The organism is Myxococcus sp. AM011 (genome assembly GCF_013372595.1).
Lineage (GTDB): Bacteria > Myxococcota > Myxococcia > Myxococcales > Myxococcaceae > Myxococcus > Myxococcus eversor.
Genome location: NZ_JABXEM010000053.1, coordinates 1 through 19,747 on the forward strand (window position 1 = coordinate 1; position 19,747 = coordinate 19,747).

15 protein-coding genes are annotated in these 19,747 nt (G+C 69.4%); 11 read left to right on the plus strand and 4 right to left on the minus strand.

All coding sequences use genetic code 11. The features are described from left to right. Together HUW62_RS13730 and atpH are read right to left on the minus strand one after the other, a co-directional pair. A partial coding sequence (locus HUW62_RS13730; protein ID WP_176434701.1) for a PAS domain-containing protein occupies positions 1-1,460 on the minus strand: 1,460 nt, incomplete at its 3' end. A gap of 155 nt (positions 1,461-1,615) precedes the next feature. Then, on the minus strand, positions 1,616-2,161 hold the full coding sequence (gene atpH, locus HUW62_RS13735; RefSeq protein WP_163869933.1) for an ATP synthase F1 subunit delta: 546 nt from the start codon (positions 2,159-2,161) through the stop codon (positions 1,616-1,618). 156 nt (positions 2,162-2,317) lie between these two features. Between atpH and HUW62_RS13740 the strand changes: the two genes are divergently transcribed. From HUW62_RS13740 to HUW62_RS13755, 4 genes are all read left to right on the plus strand, one after another. Next, positions 2,318-4,141, plus strand: coding sequence for an Hsp70 family protein (locus HUW62_RS13740; protein WP_176434702.1), 1,824 nt, complete (start codon positions 2,318-2,320; stop codon positions 4,139-4,141). A 2-nt stretch (positions 4,142-4,143) separates the two neighbouring features. Then, a complete protein-coding gene (locus HUW62_RS13745) occupies positions 4,144-5,313 on the plus strand; it encodes a TIGR02266 family protein (protein WP_163869935.1) in 1,170 nt (389 codons plus the stop codon). A 170-nt stretch (positions 5,314-5,483) separates the two neighbouring features. Beyond that, complete coding sequence (locus tag HUW62_RS13750; RefSeq protein ID WP_176434703.1) at positions 5,484-7,619, plus strand: beta-propeller domain-containing protein; 2,136 nt, start codon at positions 5,484-5,486, stop codon at positions 7,617-7,619. 188 nt (positions 7,620-7,807) lie between these two features. Beyond that, positions 7,808-9,223, plus strand: coding sequence for an MATE family efflux transporter (locus HUW62_RS13755; protein WP_176434704.1), 1,416 nt, complete (start codon positions 7,808-7,810; stop codon positions 9,221-9,223). A 20-nt stretch (positions 9,224-9,243) separates the two neighbouring features. Here HUW62_RS13755 and HUW62_RS13760 read toward each other — a convergent pair whose 3' ends face one another. After that, positions 9,244-9,957, minus strand: a complete 714-nt coding sequence (locus HUW62_RS13760) for an esterase family protein (protein WP_163869938.1) — start codon at positions 9,955-9,957, stop codon at positions 9,244-9,246. A gap of 299 nt (positions 9,958-10,256) precedes the next feature. On the opposite strand from HUW62_RS13760, the gene HUW62_RS13765 reads away from it, so the two are divergent. Further along, positions 10,257-11,054 carry a hypothetical protein gene (locus HUW62_RS13765; protein ID WP_163869889.1) on the plus strand — a complete coding sequence of 266 codons (798 nt, stop codon included), beginning with the start codon at positions 10,257-10,259 and terminating at the stop codon, positions 11,052-11,054. A gap of 96 nt (positions 11,055-11,150) precedes the next feature. On the opposite strand, the gene HUW62_RS13770 is transcribed toward HUW62_RS13765, so the two are convergent. Continuing rightward, positions 11,151-12,584: an aldehyde dehydrogenase family protein gene (locus HUW62_RS13770; RefSeq protein ID WP_368670408.1), complete on the minus strand. Its 1,434-nt coding sequence runs from the start codon at positions 12,582-12,584 to the stop codon at positions 11,151-11,153. 249 nt (positions 12,585-12,833) lie between these two features. On the opposite strand from HUW62_RS13770, the gene HUW62_RS13775 reads away from it, so the two are divergent. The 6 genes from HUW62_RS13775 (at position 12,834) to cas4 (ending at position 19,735) form a co-directional block, all read left to right on the plus strand. Further along, positions 12,834-13,301 (plus strand): hypothetical protein, encoded by a 468-nt coding sequence (locus HUW62_RS13775; protein ID WP_176434706.1) that lies wholly within the window; start codon positions 12,834-12,836, stop codon positions 13,299-13,301. A gap of 207 nt (positions 13,302-13,508) precedes the next feature. After that, positions 13,509-15,710, plus strand: coding sequence for a CRISPR-associated endonuclease Cas3'' (locus HUW62_RS13780; protein ID WP_255203413.1), 2,202 nt, complete (start codon positions 13,509-13,511; stop codon positions 15,708-15,710). A gap of 19 nt (positions 15,711-15,729) precedes the next feature. Beyond that, a complete protein-coding gene (cas5c, locus tag HUW62_RS13785; protein ID WP_176434708.1) occupies positions 15,730-16,389 on the plus strand; it encodes a type I-C CRISPR-associated protein Cas5c in 660 nt (219 codons plus the stop codon). Continuing rightward, complete coding sequence (cas8c, locus tag HUW62_RS13790; protein WP_176434709.1) at positions 16,386-18,137, plus strand: type I-C CRISPR-associated protein Cas8c/Csd1; 1,752 nt, start codon at positions 16,386-16,388, stop codon at positions 18,135-18,137. Before cas5c ends, cas8c begins: the two co-directional genes overlap by 4 nt. Before the next feature lie 39 nt (positions 18,138-18,176). Continuing rightward, a complete protein-coding gene (cas7c, locus tag HUW62_RS13795) occupies positions 18,177-19,091 on the plus strand; it encodes a type I-C CRISPR-associated protein Cas7/Csd2 (protein WP_176434710.1) in 915 nt (304 codons plus the stop codon). Then, a complete protein-coding gene (gene cas4 / locus HUW62_RS13800) occupies positions 19,088-19,735 on the plus strand; it encodes a CRISPR-associated protein Cas4 (RefSeq protein WP_176434711.1) in 648 nt (215 codons plus the stop codon). The genes cas7c and cas4 overlap by 4 nt, the downstream gene beginning before the upstream one ends. Positions 19,736-19,747 lie beyond the last annotated feature (12 nt).

Here is a 19,747-nt window from a genome sequence, read left to right on the forward strand (position 1 = left end):
TCTCGGGGCAGCCAGACGACGAAGCGGGTGCCCCCTTGGGAGGACTCCACCGTGAGGCGTCCCCCATGGGCCACGGCCACCTGCCGGGCGATGTACAGCCCCAGGCCCAGGCCCTCCGCGCTGGCGGGGCGGCCCCGCCGGAAGGGCTCGAACAGGGTGGCGTGGTCCTCCACCGGCACCGTCAGCGAGTCATTGCGGATGGAGAGCGTCACGCCCCCCACCGCGCCCACCAGCTTCAGCAACACGGGCGTGGTGTCCGCGCTGTGCTGCAGGACGCTGCCCAGGAGGGTGTCCGCCAACTGCGTCAGTCGCGTCTCGTCCCAGTGGCCGCGCAAATCTCCCTGCGTCTCCATCAGCAGGGTGCGGCCGGGGTGGGCCTGCCGCCGCTCCTCCAGCACCCGTTCCACCAGCCGGTCCAGCATCAGCGACTCCGGGCGCACCGGCAGTCCGCCGGCCAGCCGGGCCCGGGTGAAGTCCAGCAGCTCGTGGATCATCCGCTCCATCCGCCGGGCCGCCTGGGCCATGTGCCCCACCAGCCGCTGCTGGGGCTCCTCCATCCCGCCGAGCCGCTGCAGGGCCCCGGTGCCCATCTGGATGGTCTGCAGGGGCGTGCGCAAGTCATTGCCCACCACGCCCAGGAGCTGCTCCCGGAAGTGCTCGGTGCGCTCGGCGCGCTCCTCCGCCGCCTTGCGCCCGCTGATGTCCCAGATGGCGGCCAGCCGCACCTGCCGGCCCTCCCACGTCACGTGCTTGCCCAGCACCTCCAGGGGGATGCGCTGGCCGTCCCGGCGCACGCACAGCACCTCGTAGGGTGTCTCCACCCCCCGGGCGACGGCGGACATGACGGCGGGGCGGTACTCCGGCGCCACCCACTCCACCAGATGGTGGCCGATCAGCTCCCGGGGCGAGTCGTGGCCCAACAGGTGCGCCAGGGCGCGGTTGGCGTCCAGGACGACGCCATTCTCATGCAGGAAGTGCCCGTCGCAGGCCACGTCCGCGAGGCTGCGCATGTGCGACTCGCGCTCCCGCAGTCGCGCCTCCTCGTGCACGCGCTCCGTGTCGTCGCGCAGCCACAGCACCACGCCCGCGAGCACCCCGGCCTGGTGCGCCGGAGACAGGCCCACGCGCAGGTGGAGCTCCCCGCTCGCCGGCGACAGCACGCCCGTCAGCGGCGCCTCCACCACGTTCTCCCCGGACAGGGCGCGCGACAGCAGCGGGGCCAGGGACACCGCGACCCTGGGCCATACGTCGACGAGGGGACGTCCCAGGTGCGCCCGCACCTCCATGCCCGACAGCGCCGCCAACGCGCCATTCACCCACACGGGCCGCAGCTCCCTGTCCAGCAGGGCGATGCCACAACCCGTCGCGTTCAGCAGCGCGCCAAGGAAGGGCCAGGCCTCTTCGGGGGCGACCGCGAAGAGCGGGCCACCGGGAAGGGGGTGAAACAGGGACTGCGGCATGTTGAGGTCGTCCAGAAAACCCGGGGTTACCCCGCGTTCCCTTGAGTATACCTCTGACCCAGGGCTACGGGAAATGCCGGTTTGCCCCGGACTGCGGGGTCCAGGGACGACCCGCGGAGTGGGCCACCAGGCGGCGGCCCGTACTCCGGGTGTTGCTAGTGGCGCTTCAACTCGCGGCGCATCTCCTCCAACTGGGTGCGGAGGCTGCCGTCGTAGAGGATGCTGCCCACCTGGGCGGAGACGCCACCGAGGAGGCTGGGGTCCACGCGCGTCTCCAGGATGACGTCGCGCTGGGTGATCTGCTGGAGCGACTGGCGGAGCTCGGCCAGGGTGTCGGCGGGCAGCACGGCGGCGGTGGTGACGTTGCCGCGCACGCGTCCGGCCCGGGCGTCGGCCATGTCGCGGAAGACGCGGGCGATGTCGGCCACGTAGGGCAGGCGGTTGCGGTCCACCAGCAGCCGCAGGGTGTTGGCCAGCACGGGCTCCAGGTGGGGGACCAGCTTCATGACCCCTTCCACGACCTGGGCACGCTGGGCGCGCGAGTAGATGGGGTTGTGAAGCACGTCCGCCATCTCCGGGTTCTTCGCGAAGATATCCGCGAAGGAGGAGAGCTGCTCGGATACGGCGTCGATGCGGCCCACCTCCGACGAAACGTCGAGGAGGGCACGGGCGTAGCGGCGGGCAATGGACACGTTCACCATGGCGGTCGCGCCCTTAGCATGGTGACCCAGGGCCGTCCACCTCCGCCGCCAACGTGCTCGGACGGACAGGGAAGCGACGTGCGGAGGGCAGGTCTGACGAGAGGGGGCTTGGCGAGGAGGCGGCAAGACCCGTACCGTGGGGTCCCGACCGCCCCCATGCACGACCCCGTCATCGGCATCGACCTGGGTACCACCAACAGCGCCGTCGCCACCGTGGAGGACGGCCGACCGCGCCTCATCCCCTCACGCGCGGGAGGCCGCCTCACGCCTTCCGTGCTCGGTGTGACGAAGGCCGGCGAGCGCGTCGTGGGGCAGCAAGCCCAAGCGCTCGCGGAGGAGCATCCCGACTCCGTTGTCTGGGCCACGAAGCGTTTCCTTGGCCGGCGCTACACGCCGGAACTGGTGCAACAGGCAAAGGCTCTCGTTCCCTATCCATTGGTCGCCGGCCCCTCGGGCGACGTGCGCGTGAAGCTGGCCGGGCGCGTGCTGCCCGTCACCCAGGTCTCCGCGATGATTCTCGGCGAGCTGGCGCTCGACGCGCAGGCGCACTTCGGCCGCACCGTCACCAAGTGTGTCATCACCGTCCCCGCCAACTTCGACGACAACCAGCGCCAGGCCACGCGTGAAGCGGCCACCATCGCCGGGCTGGATGTCGTCCGGTTGGTGAACGAGCCCACCGCGGCGGCGCTCGCGTACGGCCTGTCGCGCGGCTTCGAGGGCAGCGCGCTGGTGTTCGACTTGGGCGGCGGCACGTTCGATGTCTCCATCCTCGACGTGAAGTCCGGCGTCTTCGAGGTGCGCGCCACCGGTGGTGACCCGCGCCTGGGTGGAGAGGACTTCGACCAGCGCATCGTCCAGTGGCTCCTGGCGCAGGTGGATGACGAGCTCCGCCATGTCGTGTCCCAGGATGCGCAGAGCCTGCGGCGCCTGAAGGTCGCGGCGGAGGCGGCCAAGCGCGAGTTGACGGAGCACGAGGAAGCCACGGTCACCGTGTCGGGGCTGGGCGACCATGCCTCGGGTGGGCGGCGCACGGAGCTGGAGACGGTGCTCACGCGCTCCTTCTTCGAGACGCTGTCGGAGCCGCTGTCCCGCCGCTGCCTGGAGGTGTGCCAGGGCGTGATGCGCGAGGCGAAGATGGACCCGCGCTCGGTGGACGTGGTGCTGCTGGTGGGTGGCATGACGCGCGTGCCGCTGGTGCGCCGGCTGGTGGCGGACTTCTTCGGCCGCGCGCCCTCCACGGATGTGCACCCGGACGAGGCGGTGGCGCTGGGCGCGGCGGTGCAGGCGGACGAGCTGCTTCGCCAGTCGGGCCAGGCGCTGCTGTTGGACGTGGCCAGCCAGAGCCTGGGCGTGGGCGTGCTGGGCGGACGTGTGAAGCGGCTCATCGCGAAGAACACGGGTGTGCCCGTCGTCGCGCGCGACATCTTCTTCCCCGGGACGTCCGGCCAGGCCGAGGCGCGCATCCCCGTGTACCAGGGCGAGAGCGAGTTCCAGGACGAGAACCACAAGCTGGGTGAAGTGGTGCTCAAGCACCTGCACGTGGCCGCGCGTGGTGACGTGCCGCTGGAGGTTGTCTTCGAGCTGTCCGGCGAGGCGATTCTGTCCGTGAAGGCCACGGACCTGACCACCGGCAACATGGAGACGGTGCGCCTGGAGGCACGCGCGGGTCTGCCGCACGGCGAGGCGGAGAAGCTGGGCGCGGAGCAGGCGAACTACGCGAAGTCGCAGGGCGTGGTGGACGCGAAGCGCGCGGAGGAGCTGTTCCGCAAGCTGCTGGAGCGCGGCGAGAAGCTGGCGCGGATGCTCCAGAAGAGCGCGCAGGAGAACCCCAGTCCTGAGGCGGAGGCCGCGGTGGGCACGGTGCAGCGGCTGCTCGACGGCGGGCGCACCGCGCTGGAAGGCAAGGACGCGGCGAAGTGCGCCGCCATCGCCCGGCAGCTCACGCAGTTGTTGTCCGGCAAGCAGGAGCCGCGCGCCTGACCATGAATGTCCCCACCTCCACCACGCGCGAGGCCGTGTTCGTGGTGGATGACTCGCGCACCGCGCGCGAGGTGGTGAGGCTTCATCTGGCCAGGCTGGGCTGCGAGCCGGTGACGCTGGACGGCGGCGAGGCGTGTCTGTCCGAGCTGGCGCGCCGCGCGCCCATGCTCATCCTGATGGACCTGCGCATGGAGCGCATGCAGGGCGACGAGGTGTGCCGCGCGGTGAAGGCACACCCGGCCGGCCGCAACGTGCCCGTCATCATGTTCACCTCCGCGGGCGAGCCGCACGAGGTGATGCACTGCTGGCGCGCGGGCGCCGACGACTTCCTGCCCAAGCCCGTGGCGCTGGAGGCGCTCCAGGCGAAGCTCGTGGCCGTGCGCGGCGCGAAGGAGCGCGCGAAGGAAGGCCCTCCGAAGGGGCGCCGCATGTTGCTCGTCGAAGGCGGGCGCTTCCTCCACACCTTCCTGGGCGGCGCGCTGGAGCAGGAGGGCCTGCACGTCCTCTACGCGCGTGACGCGGTGGACGCGGAGAAGCTCGCGAACGAGCACGCCGCGCAGTTGGACGGATTCCTCGTGGATGTCTCTCGTGCGCCGCGCGAGACGCTGGCCCTGGCCGCGAGGCTGCGCGACGCGAACCCGAAGAAGCCGCTGGTGCTGCTGTCTCGCGCGGAGGAGTCCACGGACGTGCTCGCCCGTGCGCAGGCGCTCGCCGGGGCGCCGCTGTTGGAGAAGCGGCACCTGGGCGCGGATGAGTTGTTGGGGCGCGTGCTGTCGCGGCTCGTCCCGGAGCGCGTGCCCCTGCGGGCCGCGGAGCGTGTGCCCTTCTTCACCGTGGTGGAGTTCGCCCCGGTGGGCGGTGGCGCGACGTTGACGGGCTTCAGCCACGACGCCAGCCCCGACGCCCTCTTCGTGCGCACCCTCACCCCCGCGCGCGAGGGGACGAAGCTGACGCTGAAGGTGCTGCTCGCCGGGCAGCGCACGCCCTGCTCGGCCGAGGCCACCGTCGTCTGGTCCAACCCGCCCCGCACCCCAGGCCCCTTCCGTGCTCCCGCGGGCATGGGCCTGCGACTGGAGCGCATGGACCCGGCGCTGACGCAGCAGTTCGTCCGCTTCGTGCCCAGGACCCACGGTTTTTCCCCCTCGGGGACTCCTCGCTCCTCAGGTTTCTGAGAGGCGTCGTCTCCCGCAACCCCCTGGAAATCCCGGAGTCCGCTGTCTGCCTGGTGCTGGCATGACGGTGGCAAGAGCGCGCCCGGACCGCGCAGCCACCCGGACGTAGCGGGCTGGACGAGCCAGCTCGCGCACCGGGTGGGGCCAAGACGCGACAAGGGAGAAGCCTCATGCGGCAATGGAAGCGCTACGGGTGGGTGGGACTGGCGGCGGTGGCGGCGGTGGGCTGCGGGGATGACCCGGAGTACCCGAAGGTAGAGAACGAGCCGGTGCAGCAGCAGGCCCGGCTGGAGTCCTTCGAGGAGTGTGCTCCGCTGGAGCAGTACATCGAGGACACGGCGACCCGGCGGATGCGCGCGTCGCTGGAGCAGGCCCGGCCTCGAAATGGCGGCTGGCTGTTCGGTGATGGCGCGATGCCTCCGACGGTGGGCATGCCCACGGAGGGCGACGCCAACTCGGGCGGCGACGCGCCTCGCGGACCGACGGACCACACGGGCACCAACAACCAGGTGGCGGGCGTGCACGAGGCGGACTTCGTGCAGAACGACGGCACCCGCATCTTCGTGCTGTCCGGGCCCCGGCTGTACCTGCACCGCTCCTGGCCCGCGGAGCAGCTCACCCTGGCCTCGTCGATGGAAATCCAGGGCTGGCCCCGGGAGATGCTCTACGACAAGGAGCGCCAGCGGCTGGTCATCACCTCGCAGGTGGACGACGACCGTCCGGGACGTCCCACGGTGTGGGGTGGCTCGCTGATGACCGGCGCGCCCGTCATGGACTGCGCGGGCGTGGGCTTCCGGTGTGGCTACATGGGCGGCGACACGCTGAAGGTCACCGTGGTGGACGTGTCGGACCTGGCCGCGCCCAAGGTGAAGCAGCAGGTGTTCCTGCCGGGTTCGTACCTCAGCGCCCGTCGCGTGGACGGCGCGGTCCGGCTGGTGCTGTCGGACGACTTCCGCTGGCCGGCGGACATCCGCTTCTACCCCGAGTACTCGCCGTCGCTGAACCGCAGCCAGAAGAAGATGAACGAGGCCATCGACGCGCTCATCGCGAAGAACGAGCAGCTCATCCGGGCGCAGACGCTGACGGACTGGGTGGCGCCGGGCAAGCACGTGGCCGAGGACGGAACCGTCACGCCGCTGCCCGTGTCGTGCGGGGACTTCTACCGCTCCAACGCGCCCACGGGGCTGGGCTTCGTGACGGTGCTGTCGCTGGATTTGGACGCCGCGGAGGGCGCGGCGCCGGTGGGCCGCACCAGCATCGTGTCCGCGCCGGGCACGGTGTACGCGTCCCCGGACGCGCTCTACCTGGCGGCGTCCCACTGGTGGTGGTGGCCGGAGGCGAACCAGTCAGACCACACGTACCTGCACAAGTTCGACCTCAGTGCGCCGAGCCGCGCGGTGTACGCGGGCAGCGGCACGCTGGAGGGCAGCCTGGTGAACCAGTTCGCCATGGACGAGCACGAGGGCGTGCTGCGCGTGGCCACCACGGTGAGCACCTGGCGCGTCGACCCCAACACCAACGGCAATGGCGTGTCGGCCCCCAACACGATGGAGACCCACAGCCGGGTCGTCACGTTCGGCGCCGAGGGCGGACACCTCCAGGAGCTGGGCCGCAGCGAGGACCTGGCGTCGGGCGAGCGCATCTTCAGCGCGCGCTTCGTGGGCAAGAAGGGCTACGTCGTCACCTTCCGCCAGACGGACCCGCTCTTCACCTTCGACCTGAGTGACGCCGCGCACCCGCGCAAGGTGGGCGAGCTGAAGATTCCGGGCTTCTCCACGTACATCCACCCGCTGGGTGACACGCACCTGCTCACCTTCGGCGAGGACCGCGCCGAGGACGGCAGTTGGACGAGCCGCGCGCTGAAGCTCTCCCTGTTCGACGTGAGTGATTTGGCCCACCCGAAGGAGGCCTTCACGCACCGGATGGGCGGGACGAGCAGCTACAGCGACGCGCAGGGCGACCACAAGGCGTTCAACTTCTTCCCCGCCAAGGGCCTGCTGGCGCTCCCCTTCACGGACTGGGACTACAGCGGCTACGACTACTGGACGGGCTTCAAGAGCGAGCTGCGCGTGTTCCGCGTGGACACGGCCACGGGCTTCACGCCGGTGGGCGCGCTGTCGATGAAGGACGTGTACCAGAGCTTCAACGAGCCGCAGTGGAACTGGTACTGGTCGCCCTCCGTGCGCCGCAGCGTCATGGCGGATGACTACGTGTACGCCATCTCCGACGCGGGCATCCGCGTGTCGAAGGCGGACTCGCTCCAGACGCCGGTGGCCACCACGCGCTTCCAGCCGCCCGTGCGCTGAAGTCGCACCCGCGTCGAGACGACGTGGCGATGACGTGACGGGTCGGGGCCCTCGGGACAGTGGATGTCCGGGGGCCCCTCTCTTTTGACGAAGGAGTCCCCCGCCCGGGCAGGTCAGGTGGGCGAGCGGCGAGGCGTCCCTCGCGATTGGCGCATTCCATGCCGGAAGGCGCTATAGGCCGGGCCGTCATGTCCACCGCCGTCGCACCCTCCGCTCCGTCGCAGCCGCAGACCCGTCGCGGGCTCATCGTCGCGGAGTTTCGCGCGCTGACCCGGCTCGCCGTGCCCATCGCCATCGCCCAGGGCGGCCAGGCCCTCATGGGGTTGGTGGACACGCTCGTGGTGGGGCGTGCGGGCACCTCCGCGCTGGCCTCGGTGGGACTGGGCAATGGCCTGTTCTTCGCCATGAGCGGCTTCGGCATCGGGCTGATGATGGGCTTCGACCCGCTGCTGTCCCAGGCGGTGGGGGCCAAGGCCATGGCGCGGGCCCGGGCGCTGCTCTGGCAAGGCGGCTGGATGTCCCTGTTCGCCGGCCTGCTGCTGGGCGGCCTGCTGCTGTTGACGCCGTTGCTGCTGCCACTGGCGGGCATTGGCGCGACGGAAATCGACGGCGCCTGGGACTACCTGCTGTGGCGCGCTCCGAGCATGCCCCTGATGCTGGCCTTCATGACGATGCGCTCCTATCTCCAGTCCACCGCTTTCACGCGGCCCCTGGTGGTGGCGACGGTGCTGGCCAACGTCCTGAACCTGTTCGCGGACATCCTGCTGGTGTTCGGTGGCGCGGGGCTGCCGGAGTACTTCGGGCCGCTGCGCGCGGTGCCCGCCATGGGCGTCGCGGGCTCGGCGCTGGCGACGACGCTGTGCACGTTGTTGCAGTTGGGCGTGGTGATGTTCGCGGTGTCCAGGCTGCCCGCGGAGCGCGGAGCGCGGCCCACGCGCCTGCCGGTGTGGAAGGACCTGGCGCAGGCGGCGCGGGTGGGCGTGCCCATCGGCCTGCACATCGCGGCGGAGATTGGCGTCTTCGCGCTGGCGGGCGTGCTGTCGGCGGGGCTGGGGCCGGCCAGCGTGGGCGCGCATCAAATCGCCATCGCCTTTTCGAGCGTCACCTTCACGGTGGCCATGGGCATCGGCAACGCCGGCAGCGTCCGGGTGGGCTGGGCGGTGGGCGCGCACGACACGCCCAGGGCGAGGCTGAGCGGCTTCATGGCCTTCGCGGGAGGCGCGGGCTTCATGGCGGTGGGTGCCCTGGTGTTCGCCCTGTTCCCCACGGCGCTGGCGAAGCTGGCGGGAGCGCCGGATGACGTGCTTCCGCTGGTGGTGCCCCTGCTGATGGTGAGCGCCATCTTCCAGGTGTTCGACGGCGTGCAGGGCGTGGGCGCGGGCGTGCTGCGCGGCGCCGGAGACACCCGCTTCACCTTCCTGGCCAACCTGGTGGGGCACTACGCCATCGGCCTGCCGCTCACCTGGCTGCTGGGCTTCAAGCTGGGGCTGGGCGTGGTGGGCATCTGGTGGGGCCTGTGCGCGGGGCTCATCGCGGTGGCCCTGTCGCTGCTCTGGCGCTTCAACCATGTGAGCGCTGGCACGCTGCGTCCGCTCGATGCCTGATTGGGGCCCGGGCCCGGCGACTACCAGGGCAGGTACTGCTGAATCATCTCCCGCCACACGGGCCAGTCGTGGTTGCCGCCCTGCCAGATGGCGAGCTGGTGGGCCAGGTCCTTCTTCCACAGCAGGCTGGAGAGGTGCTCGTTGGAGCCTCGGCAGAAGTCGTGCTCTCCCACCGCGAGCACCATCTCCACGCGCTGGAGCGCGGCGAGCTGCTGGCCGTCGGTGACGTTGGGCAGCCACTGCGTGGCGGAGTGGTAGTAGACGTCCGTGTCCTGGTGGCCGTCGAGGAACTCGTCCGTCTCGAACTTGCCGCCCATGGAGATGAGCCGGCGGAAGACGTGCGGGTGGCGCAGGCCCACGTTGTACGTGTGGAAGCCGCCGAAGCTGCACCCGGCCAGGGTGAGCCGGCCTCCCGTGCCGCGACTCAAGAGCAGCGGCACCACCTCGTGCAGCAGGTAGGCCTCCCACTCCTGGTGGCGGGCGATGCGGTCATGCGGATGGATGGACTTGTTGAACCACGACTCCTCGTCCACCGAGTCCGGACACACGACGACGTAGCGGCCGGACTGGATGCGGTCGGCGATGGCGCCGATGAGGCCGAAGTCCTCGGCCTGGAAGAAGCGCCCCCGGCTGGTGGGGAGCAGCAGCACCGGTTCCCCGGAGTGGCCGAAGACCAGCAACTCCATGTCCCGATGCAGGCGCTCGCTGTGCCAGCGGAGGTATTCGCGGTTCATGGGCGGCAACTTAACCGCGCCGCGTCAACGACTGGCAATGACATGCGGGCTTCGCGTCCGCACTACGTACGAGTGAACACCTCGCGTCGCGCGTGACGCCCCTGGGGTCCGTGACGTCCCACCCCTGATGGCGAGTCACGGGGACGTCGCGAGCCCTCGCGCGACAGGGTTGTGGCGTGTGGAACCGCTCCGAGGGCGTCGGGCCCTCCTTCCGGGTCTGGTGGGGTGGGCGAAACTCTCCGGTTTTCCGGGTGATAATCGACGAGGGGATTTCTCGTGGTTTTACCTGAGGGTCGGACATGTCCAGTGTGAGCGGCAGTACCAGTGGCAGCAGGGGCGCGGACAGCGCCAGCAGGTCTGGCTCCTCCACCCGGTCCGAATCGACCGAGTCCGCCCGCGCGGATGCGGCGAAGGCGGAGGCCGCGAAAGCCGAAGCCGCGAAGGTCGAGGCGGCGAACGTCGAGGCGGCCGCGGTGGCTCAGGCGGTCCAGGCGTCGCTGAAGGTGGACGCCTTCACGGCGGCGCCGGCCGCGGCGCCGGTGGAGCTCAACCCCCAGCTGTCGATGCTGTCGCCCACGCCCATCTCCCAGCAGGCGGTGGCGGAACAGCCGCCGAGCATCACGATGGACTCGATGCTGTCCGCCACGCCCCTGGGGACGCCGACGTCCTTCACGGGCACCCTGAGCACGCAGGGGCTGATGGCGGCGGCCAACAGGCTGGAGACGCCGGCGATGCGCGAGGCCTGGAGCGGCTCGCAGCTCGCGGCGCAGCGGGCCAAGGACATCGCGACCGAGATGGGCTTCTCCGTGTCGAGCACCAAGCGCACCAAGACGGGGTCGATTGGCTCGAAGTCCACCTCCGACCACCACACGTCGCAGACGAACGCGTATGCCTATGACTTCCCGGCGGAGGGAGCGAAGGGCACCCAGTTGGCCGAGGCCATTGCCAAGGCGTATGGCTTTCCCGTCGACCAGCTCGGCACGTACCACAAGCAGCCGTTCACGTTTCAGGACAAGGAGTACCGGGTCCAGGTGCTCTGGGGCTCGGGCATCGACCACGACGACCACGTGCACGTGGGCGTTCGCAGCCTGGACTGACGCGCGCGGCGTCACCGGTTGATGCGAGGGCGGGCGGCCCGGGGAGTGATTCCCGGGAGCCCGCCCTTCGCCTTTTCGTGGACCAGGCTGTCGTGCTCAGTCCGGCCAGTTGCCTTCGAGGGGATGGGGCCCGTCGGTGAAGGCTCGCACCAGGTGCGTGCCGCCGACGAAGGCGCCGGCCCAGGAGCCGCCCTTGCCTCCGAAGGACTCCTCGCGGTCTCCGCGTGAGCGCAGCTTGTTGATGCCGACCTTGAAGGCGTGGAGCCGCGCGGCGATGCGCTCGGCGAGGCTGGGGTCGTCCGTGGCCACGGAGGCCACGAGCGCGCCGTTGGAGACGTTGGCCTCTTTCACGAGCTCCTCCTCGGAGTCGACGGAGATGAGCACGTCGATGGGTCCGAAGGGCTCGCGCAGGTACAGCTCGCTGTCGCGCTGGACGCCGAAGAGCAGGGTGGGCGGGATGTACGCGCCGCGCTCCTGTTGCGCGGTGAAGGCGTCCTCGGCGAGCTCACCCTGGAACAGCACCGCGGTGCCGTGCTCTTTCGCGTCCGCGATGAGGGCGCGCAGCTCCTCGCCCTTGCTGGATGAGATGAGGGGCCCGAAGTCCACGGGCGCGCCGAGGAGTGGATTGCCGACGCGCAACGTCGACACGGCGTCCACGTAGGTGCGCACGAACTTGGGGACGAGGGACTGCTCGACGACCCAGCGCGTGTAGGCGGTGCAGCGCTGCTTGCCGAAGTCGAAGCCCGCGCGAATCTGCTGGCCGAGCTTGTCCCAGTCCGTGAAGGAGGTGATGGCGTAGGCATTCACGCCTTCCATCTCGAGTGCGTAGCGCTTGTCGGTGGCGCGCAGGCGGCGGTGGACCTCGGCGCCGTTGGCTCGGCCGCCGATGAAGGCGACGCCCGCGATGCGCGGGTGGGCGACGAGTGACTCGGAGAGGTCCCTGCCGCGTCCACCCGCGAGCGAGACAGGCAGCTTCGCGCGGCGCAGCAGGGCGAAGGCGATGGTGAGCGAGACGCCGCCACCCTGGGTGGGAATCTTCGCGATGACCGAGTTGCCCGCGAGCGCCTGGACGAGCACGTTGAGCAGCAGCACGGAGAAGGGATAGTTCCAGGAGGCGATGTTCGACACGAGGCCGAGCGGTTGCCGGCTCTCGAGCATCGGGCCTATCTGCTCCAGGTACCACTCGATGCCCGCGAGGCACCGGTCCACGTCGTTGTAGGCGGTGGGCAGCGTCTTGCCGATATCCCACGCGAGGATTCGCACGAGCAGGTCGCGGTGCTCCTCGAGCAGGTCCACGGCCGCGATGACGGCGCGGCTGCGGTCCTCGAGGGAGCGGGCCGACCAGGGGATGAATTCGGAGGCGGCCTTCTCGACGCCCGTGGCGACCTGGGCGGCGTCGAGCAGTGGCAGCTCGGCGAGGACCTTGCCGTCGATGGGAGAGATGGCGTCGAACCAGGCGGGTGGCTTGACCCAGGCTCCCGCAATCGGAGAGAGCAGTCGTCCTTGAGAGTCGAAAGCCTCTGGGACCACGCGTCTGGCTTCAGCCAGCAGACGGCGGCTTTCGAGGTGAAGAAGGGGCTCGCCAACGAGTTCGGTATCCAGCACGGTGCACCTCCTCGTGCGTCGGGATTCACTCTGAATCCGCTCAAACCGAGGCCCATGACGAGCCGCGGCGTGGGCGGAATATCGTCACGCGTGTTCCATCTGTCTGGGCAAGCAGGCAAGGGCCCGGCGGGACGGTGGAGAATGGGACGCTGAGCAGACGAGGGAGCGGACGCGATGATTCGGCTGAGTGCACAACAGAAGGTCCAGAGGCTGCTGCGAGTCTTCACGCGAGGCGGTGGGCCGGGTGAGCGGACCCGTTCGTTCGAGGACTTCCCCGTGGAGGTGCAGGGACAGCTCCTGGAGTTGGCGAGGCTGCGTGAGGGGGAGCTTCCGGTGCTCGCGTGCGTGCTGGAGGAGGCGCGGTGGGTGTTGCTCACCACGAACCGGGTGGTGATTCGGCGAGTCGAGGGCGTGCGAGAGGTCGACTGGGGGGAACTCAAGGATGCGACGACGGATGGCTTGCACGTCGATGCGGCGCTGGCGTCGGGAGCGCGCGGGAAGCTGGCGCTGAATCGGCTGAAGCTGGTGCGGCATGAGGGCGAGGCCGTCGAGCTGGAGCTGGAAGCGGGGCCTCCGTTCTTCGGCATGTGGAACGCGCTGAAGGCCGTGGCGTCTCCGCACTCGCCGAACTGGACGCAGTGATGTCGCGGGTGCCGTCCATCCCCCTCGGGGAGTAGAGACGCCCCGAGCGGGCGGTGTCATACCTCTTCGTGATGTGAGGAATTGACCGCTCCGCGCGCCGCGCGGTGACGACCACCCACGCGTGCGCTGTACGGTGATTGAGATGACCTGGGCGGTTCAGTCAGGTCATGGGGGATTGCGATGGCAGAGGATGAGGCGCCGCGTGTCTTGACGGAGGAGCCCCTCGCTCATGTCACGGAGACGATGCGCCCGCATCTGCTCCGTGAGCATCTGGAGGCTGTCGGGAGTCTCGCCGAGGAGTTCGCCCCTCGCGAGGACATGAAGGTGCCAGCGCTCGCGTCGGGGCGCTGGCATGACCTGGGAAAATACAGACCCCCGTTCCAGTTCCGCATCCGGAAGGAGAATGGCTTCGAGGCACACCTCGAAGGCGATGCATTGGCGGACCGCGACCATGCGACCGCCGGGGCGCTGTGGGCGCTGGGCATGGACCCCAGGCTCCTATCCGTGGCGATGGCCATCGCGGGTCACCATGGTGGCCTGTCGGACCTGGAGAAGTTCAAGGAGCGCATCGGACGTCCGGAGAAGAAGGCGCTCCTCCAGGAAGCCCTGGCTTCGGGCATTCCCGAAGGCCTCCGCGCGTCTCCGGTGGGACTGTCTGGCGAGTCCCTGCTGAAGCGCTCACGGCACCGGCTCGAGTTCTGGACGCGGATGCTCTTCTCGTCGCTCGTTGACGCCGACTTCCTCGACACCGAGGCGTTCTTCGACGCCACCCGTGGCACGGAGCGGCGGGTCGGCGTGACGCTGGAGCAGCTCACCGCCGCGCTGCGCGCGTTCATGGATAGGAAACAGGGTGGGGCGCCAGACACGGAGGTGAACCGTGTGCGCCGGGAGGTGCTCTCCTCGGTGTTCGCGGCGGCTCCGAATCCTCCAGGAGTCTTCAGCCTCACCGTGCCCACGGGTGGTGGAAAGACGCTCGCGTCCATGGCCTTCGCGCTGGAGCACGCCCGCGCCCGCGGGCTCCGGCGCGTCATCGTCGCCATCCCCTACACGTCCATCATCGAGCAGAGCGCCGCCGTTTACCGAGAGGCTTTTGGTGCGCATGGAAGCGCGGTCATCGAGCACCACTCCGCGGTGGACCCGCGACGCGAGACGCCGCGCAACCGGGTGGCCAGTGAGAACTGGGACGCGCCGGTCGTCGTCACCACCACCGTGCAGCTTCTGGAGAGCCTCTTCGCGAACCGTCCGTCGGCGTGTCGCAAGCTGCACAACATCGCTCGCAGCGTCATCGTGCTCGATGAGGCGCAGACGCTTCCGCCAGCGCTCCTGATGACCATCCTGGATGGACTGGGCACGCTGGTCGAGGACTACGGCTGCTCGGTGGTCATCTGCACCGCGACGCAGCCCGCGCTGGGACAGCGACCGGATTTTCCGATGGGGTTCCCGGCCGTTCGAGAGCTGGTGCCGCCGGTGTTGCGCGCGTTCGAGCGCCTGCGCCGCGTGAAGGTCCAGTGGCCGAAGGGACGGGAGAAGACCTCCTACGCCGAGCTGGCCGAGGCCGTGGCGCGCGAGCAGGACGTGCTCGTGGTGGTCCACAAGCGTGATGACGCGCGCGTGCTCTATGAGCGGGTGGAGGCCCTGCTGGGGAATCCCGGGACGACGCTGCACCTGTCCGCGCTGATGTGTCCCGAGCATCGTTCCTCGGTGCTGCGAGACATCAAGGCGCGCAAGCAGCGCGGGGAGCCCGTGCGGCTGGTGGCGACCCAGTTGGTGGAGGCGGGAGTGGACCTCGACTTCCGCGTTGTCTACCGGTGCATGGCGGGATTCGAGGCACTCGCGCAGGCCGCGGGGCGGTGCAACCGCGAGGGCCTGTTGAGTGGGCTCGGGGAGCTGCGCGTCTTCGAGGCGGAGACGGAGCCTCCGCCTGGAGTCCTCCAGACGGCGCTGGGCGTCGCCAGGACGATGCTGGCTCAGCGGCCGGACCTGGACCTGTTCGCGCCAGAGACCTTCAAACGCTACTTCGAGCGGCTCTATGCCACGGCGGTCAGCGACGGCAAGGGCATCCAGGACATGCGCAAGGCGCTGCGCTTCGAGGCGGTCTCCGAGCACTTCAAGCTCGTGGAGGACAAATGGAGCGCGCCTGTCGTCGTGCCCTACGCGGGCTGCGAGCCGTTGCTGGAGGAGCTGCGGTTGCTGGGGCCTTCACGTGACCGCTTGCGAGCCTTGCAGCACTTCACGGTGACTGTGCCTCGCAAGGTGCGCGAGCAGTGGGTGGCGCGCGAGCTGGCGCGGTTCGTCGCGGACACTGTGGTGTTCCTCGGGCCGGAGCACGTGCCCGCGTACGACAAGAAGTTCGGCCTGGTGCCGACCCGGGTCGGGGTGCTCGACCCGGGAGTGCTCATCCCCGGTTGATGGACTTCTGGAGGTGTGGATGAAGACAGCAGCGAGCAGACGGTTCCGCGTGCGTGCCAGCGGCCCCGTGGCGTGCTTCACGCGGCCGGAGATGAAGGCCGAGCGGGTCAGCTACGAGGTCATGACTCCCTCGGCGGCGAGGGGCGTGCTGGAGGCCATCCTGTGGAAGCCGGCGATTCGCTGGCACCTCCACGAAATCGCCGTCCTGAATCCGGTGAAGTGGACGAGCTTCCGCCGCAACGAGGTGAACAGCCGCGCGGTGGTGGGGAAGTTCGACTACGCGGCGGATGAGGACCGCGCTCAGCGCAACACGGTGGCGCTGCGTGACGTGGACTATGTCCTCACCGCGTCCTTCACGCTGGTGCCCGGCAAGGCGGGCGCGGAGGACAACGTCCGCAAGTTCGAGGAGATGTTCGAGCGGCGGTTGGAGAAGGGCCAGTTCTTCCACGCGCCGTATCTGGGATGCCGCGAGTTCGACGCCCGGGTGGAGCCCGCCGGGGAGGACTTGAGTCCCTCGGAGGCGAGCCTGGGACGCAGACCGTTGGGGCTCATGTTCTACGACTTTGCTTTCGGTGACGCGGCAACGCGGCCCCTGTTCTTCGACGCGTACCTGGACCACGGCGTGCTCCAGGTGCCGACGTGGGAGCAGGTTCTAGAACGCAATGGGGGTCCGTCATGATGCTCACGGCGCTCAACGACTTCGCGCTGGAGCGGGGGCTTCTGGACGACCCGCTTTATGAGACGAAGGCCGTGGACTTCCAGATTCGGCTGAGTCCGGAGGGGAAGTTCCTGGGGCTGGTGCCCACGCAGGATGAGCGGGGACGGGGACTTCCCGTGCCCATCCCACGTATCCCGCCGCGCTCGGTGAACATCGCGGCGGGCTTCCTGGTGGACAACTCGAAGTACGTGCTCGGCCATGAAGAGGAGGAGTCCTCTTCGCGCGCGGGCAAGGCGGGGAAGGGCGCGGTGAGGTTCGCGGCCTTCTTGACGCTACTGCGAGAGGCCGTGGCCCAGACGGACGTGCCCGAGCTGCGCGCCGTGGAGGCGTTCCTCGCGAACGAGAAGGCGCGTGCGAAGGCGCTCGCGGAGCGGCCCGAAGACGAGTGGACAGGGTCGGAGATGCTCGCCTTCGTCGTCGGGGACTCCGTCACGCCCGTGCACCAACTGCCGGAGGTTCGCGCGTGGTGGGAGCGGCGAGGCGAGCAGGCGGCGGCGCTGGGACGCACGGGGCTGTGCCTGGTGAGTGGCAGGAACGCGGTCCTGGCGGAGACCCATCCCAAGCTCAAGAACGTTCCCCAGGCCCAGAGTTCGGGCGCTTCGCTGGTGTCCTTCAACGCGAACGCGTTTGTGTCCCACGGGCTCGAACAAGGAGAGAACGCTCCCATCTCCCAACAGTCGGCGTTGGGCTACACGCTCGCGCTGAATGACCTGCTCCGGAAGTCGGAGGAGCGCCGTTACCGACAGGGCATCCAGCTCGGAGAAGACTCGGTGCTGGTGTTCTGGACGAACAGCACCGCGGAGCAGGAGAGCCTGTTGCTCAACTGGGCGGACCCCACGGAGGAGACCCTCCGCCGCTTCCTGGAGGCGCCTCTGCGCGGACTGGAGCCGGGGGAGCTGGACGAGCGGAGCTTCTATTCCGTGACGCTCGCGGGCAACTCCGGCCGCGTCGCCGTGCGCGACTGGTTCCAGACGAGCGTCGGTGAGGTGAAGCGAAGCCTCCGCCGCTACTTCGAGGACCTGCGCCTGGGCGAGGCGAAGACGGACCAGCCCATCCCGGTGTGGCGACTGCTCAAGGCCGTGGAGGCGCCTTCGGGCAAGGGGCTGTCTCCGGACCTCGCCACCCGGATGATGGGGGCCGCGCTTCGGGGACATCCGTTCCCGCGCCAGCTCCTCTCCGCATCCCTGGACCGACTCCGGCTTCCTCCCGCCGACGGGAAGCTGGAGCGAGAGCAGCTCCGTCTTCGTGTCGCGCTCATCAAGGCCACCCTCATTCGCAGCCATGCCTTTTCTCAGGAGGTCACCGTGTCATTGGACAAGAACAACCGGCTCCAGCCGTACGTCCTGGGCCGTCTCTTCGCCGTGTTGGAGCGCTTGCAGGCCGTGGCGTTGGGGAGCGACCTCAACTCCACCATCCGCGACCGTTACTTCGCCTCGGCGTCGCGCACGCCCGCGCTGGCCTTCTCCCGACTGCTGCCGCTCTCCGTCCATCACGCCGCCAAGGCAGGTGACGAGGGCAGGTGGCTGGAGCGGACCAAGTCCGAGGTGATGGCCCTGGTGGAGCCCGACTTCCTGCCCAGCGTCTTCGACCTCAACGCGCAGGGCCTCTTCGCGGTGGGCTACTACCACCAGCGCGAGGCGTTCTTCTCCAAGCGCACGCCCTCCGAGTCCAAGCCTCCGAAGGGCGAGCCTTCCGACTCCGCCGACTGACCCCGCTTCCGCTTCCACCCATTCCAGAGAGAGAACGCCATGACCGAGCTCAAGAACCGCCACGACTTCGTCCTGTTGTTCGACGTCCAGGACGGCAATCCCAATGGAGACCCCGACGCGGGCAACCTGCCGCGCATCGACCCGGAGACGGGCCACGGGCTGGTGACCGACGTGAGCCTCAAGCGCAAGGTGCGCAACTTCATCCAGCTCACGCAGGAGAAGAAGCCAGGGTTCGACATCTTCGTGAAGGAGAAGGCCATCCTGAACGTGTCCATCAACGACGCGTACAAGGACCTGGGCATCGACTTGAACGAGAAGCCCAAGGTGGAGAAGGACGGCAAGAAGCGCGACACCAAGGGAAAGGCGCAGGGCTCCGAGGTCGAGAAGGGGCGCGAATGGATGTGCAAGACGTTCTTCGACGTCCGTACCTTTGGCGCCGTCATGTCCACGGGCCCCAACGCGGGGCAGGTTCGTGGACCCGTGCAGCTCACCTTCGCCCGCTCGGTGAGCCCCATCGTCTCCCAGGAGCACTCCATCACCCGCATGGCCGTGGCCACGGAAGCGGAGGCGGAGAAGCAGGGCGGTGACAACCGCACCATGGGGCGCAAGAACACCGTGCCCTACGGGTTGTACCGCGCGCATGGCTTCATCTCGCCGCACCTCGCGAGGCAGACGAAGTTCAACCAGACGGACCTGGAGCTGCTGTTCAAGGCCTTCGCGAACATGTTCGAGCTGGACCGCAGCGCCGCGCGAGGGCTGATGTCCATGCGCAAGGTCATCGTCTTCAAGCACGGCTCCGAGCTGGGCAACGCGCCCGCGCATGCGCTGTTCGACCGCGTCCATGTCGAGCCCGTGCAGCCGGAGAAGCCCGCTCGGGCGTTCAAGGACTACACGGTGAAGGTGGACACGGCGAAGCTACCCGAGGGCATCGAGGTGATGGACCTGGCGGGATGAGCGACGCGCGCGAGACCTGGGTGGCGCTGTCCGCCTTGCAGCACCTGCTGTTCTGCGAACGGCAGGCGGCGCTCATCCATGTCGAGCAACTGTGGCGGGAGGATGTGAACACCGCCCTGGGCCGGCTGCTCCATGAGCGGGTGGACCTTCCGGGGCATGACGCCCGGCCGGGCCGCCGTGTGGAGCGCGCGGTTCGGCTGGGGTGCTCGCGGCTGCGTGTCTCAGGCCGCGCCGACCTGGTCGAGTACCACCCGGACCCCGCCAGTCCCACGGGCTGGCGGCCGTACCCGGTGGAGGTGAAGCGCGGGCGGCGGAAGTCGCACGACGCGGACGCCGTGCAGCTCTGTGCCCAGGCGCTATGTCTGGAGGAGATGCACGGCGTCGGGGTTCCCGAGGGCGCGCTCTTTCATGGCGCGGAGCATCGGCGGCGGGCGGTGCTCTTCGATGCGCGACTCCGGGCTCGGACGGAGGAGGCCATCGCGAGGATGCATGAGCTGCTGGCGCGACGGTGCGTGCCCGTCGTGCCGAGGGCGCCGAAGTGCGCGGCGTGCTCGCTGGAGCCGATGTGTCTGCCCCAGGTCACCGCGGGCCAGCGGAGTGTCTCCGAGCACTTGCGGCGGATGGTGGAGCCCGTGGACCCCTGAAGCGCGGGCCCT

Coding starts and splice junctions, on each gene's coding strand:
- HUW62_RS13740 (WP_176434702.1), top strand. CDS start 2,318: ATGCACGACCCCGTCATCGGCATCGACCTGGGTACCACCAACAGCGCC.
- HUW62_RS13760 (WP_163869938.1), bottom strand. CDS start 9,957: ATGAACCGCGAATACCTCCGCTGGCACAGCGAGCGCCTGCATCGGGAC.
- cas4 (WP_176434711.1), top strand. CDS start 19,088: ATGAGCGACGCGCGCGAGACCTGGGTGGCGCTGTCCGCCTTGCAGCAC.
- HUW62_RS13765 (WP_163869889.1), top strand. CDS start 10,257: ATGTCCAGTGTGAGCGGCAGTACCAGTGGCAGCAGGGGCGCGGACAGC.
- HUW62_RS13745 (WP_163869935.1), top strand. CDS start 4,144: ATGAATGTCCCCACCTCCACCACGCGCGAGGCCGTGTTCGTGGTGGAT.
- cas8c (WP_176434709.1), top strand. CDS start 16,386: ATGATGCTCACGGCGCTCAACGACTTCGCGCTGGAGCGGGGGCTTCTG.
- HUW62_RS13775 (WP_176434706.1), top strand. CDS start 12,834: ATGATTCGGCTGAGTGCACAACAGAAGGTCCAGAGGCTGCTGCGAGTC.
- HUW62_RS13750 (WP_176434703.1), top strand. CDS start 5,484: ATGCGGCAATGGAAGCGCTACGGGTGGGTGGGACTGGCGGCGGTGGCG.
- atpH (WP_163869933.1), bottom strand. CDS start 2,161: ATGGTGAACGTGTCCATTGCCCGCCGCTACGCCCGTGCCCTCCTCGAC.
- cas5c (WP_176434708.1), top strand. CDS start 15,730: ATGAAGACAGCAGCGAGCAGACGGTTCCGCGTGCGTGCCAGCGGCCCC.
- cas7c (WP_176434710.1), top strand. CDS start 18,177: ATGACCGAGCTCAAGAACCGCCACGACTTCGTCCTGTTGTTCGACGTC.
- HUW62_RS13755 (WP_176434704.1), top strand. CDS start 7,808: ATGTCCACCGCCGTCGCACCCTCCGCTCCGTCGCAGCCGCAGACCCGT.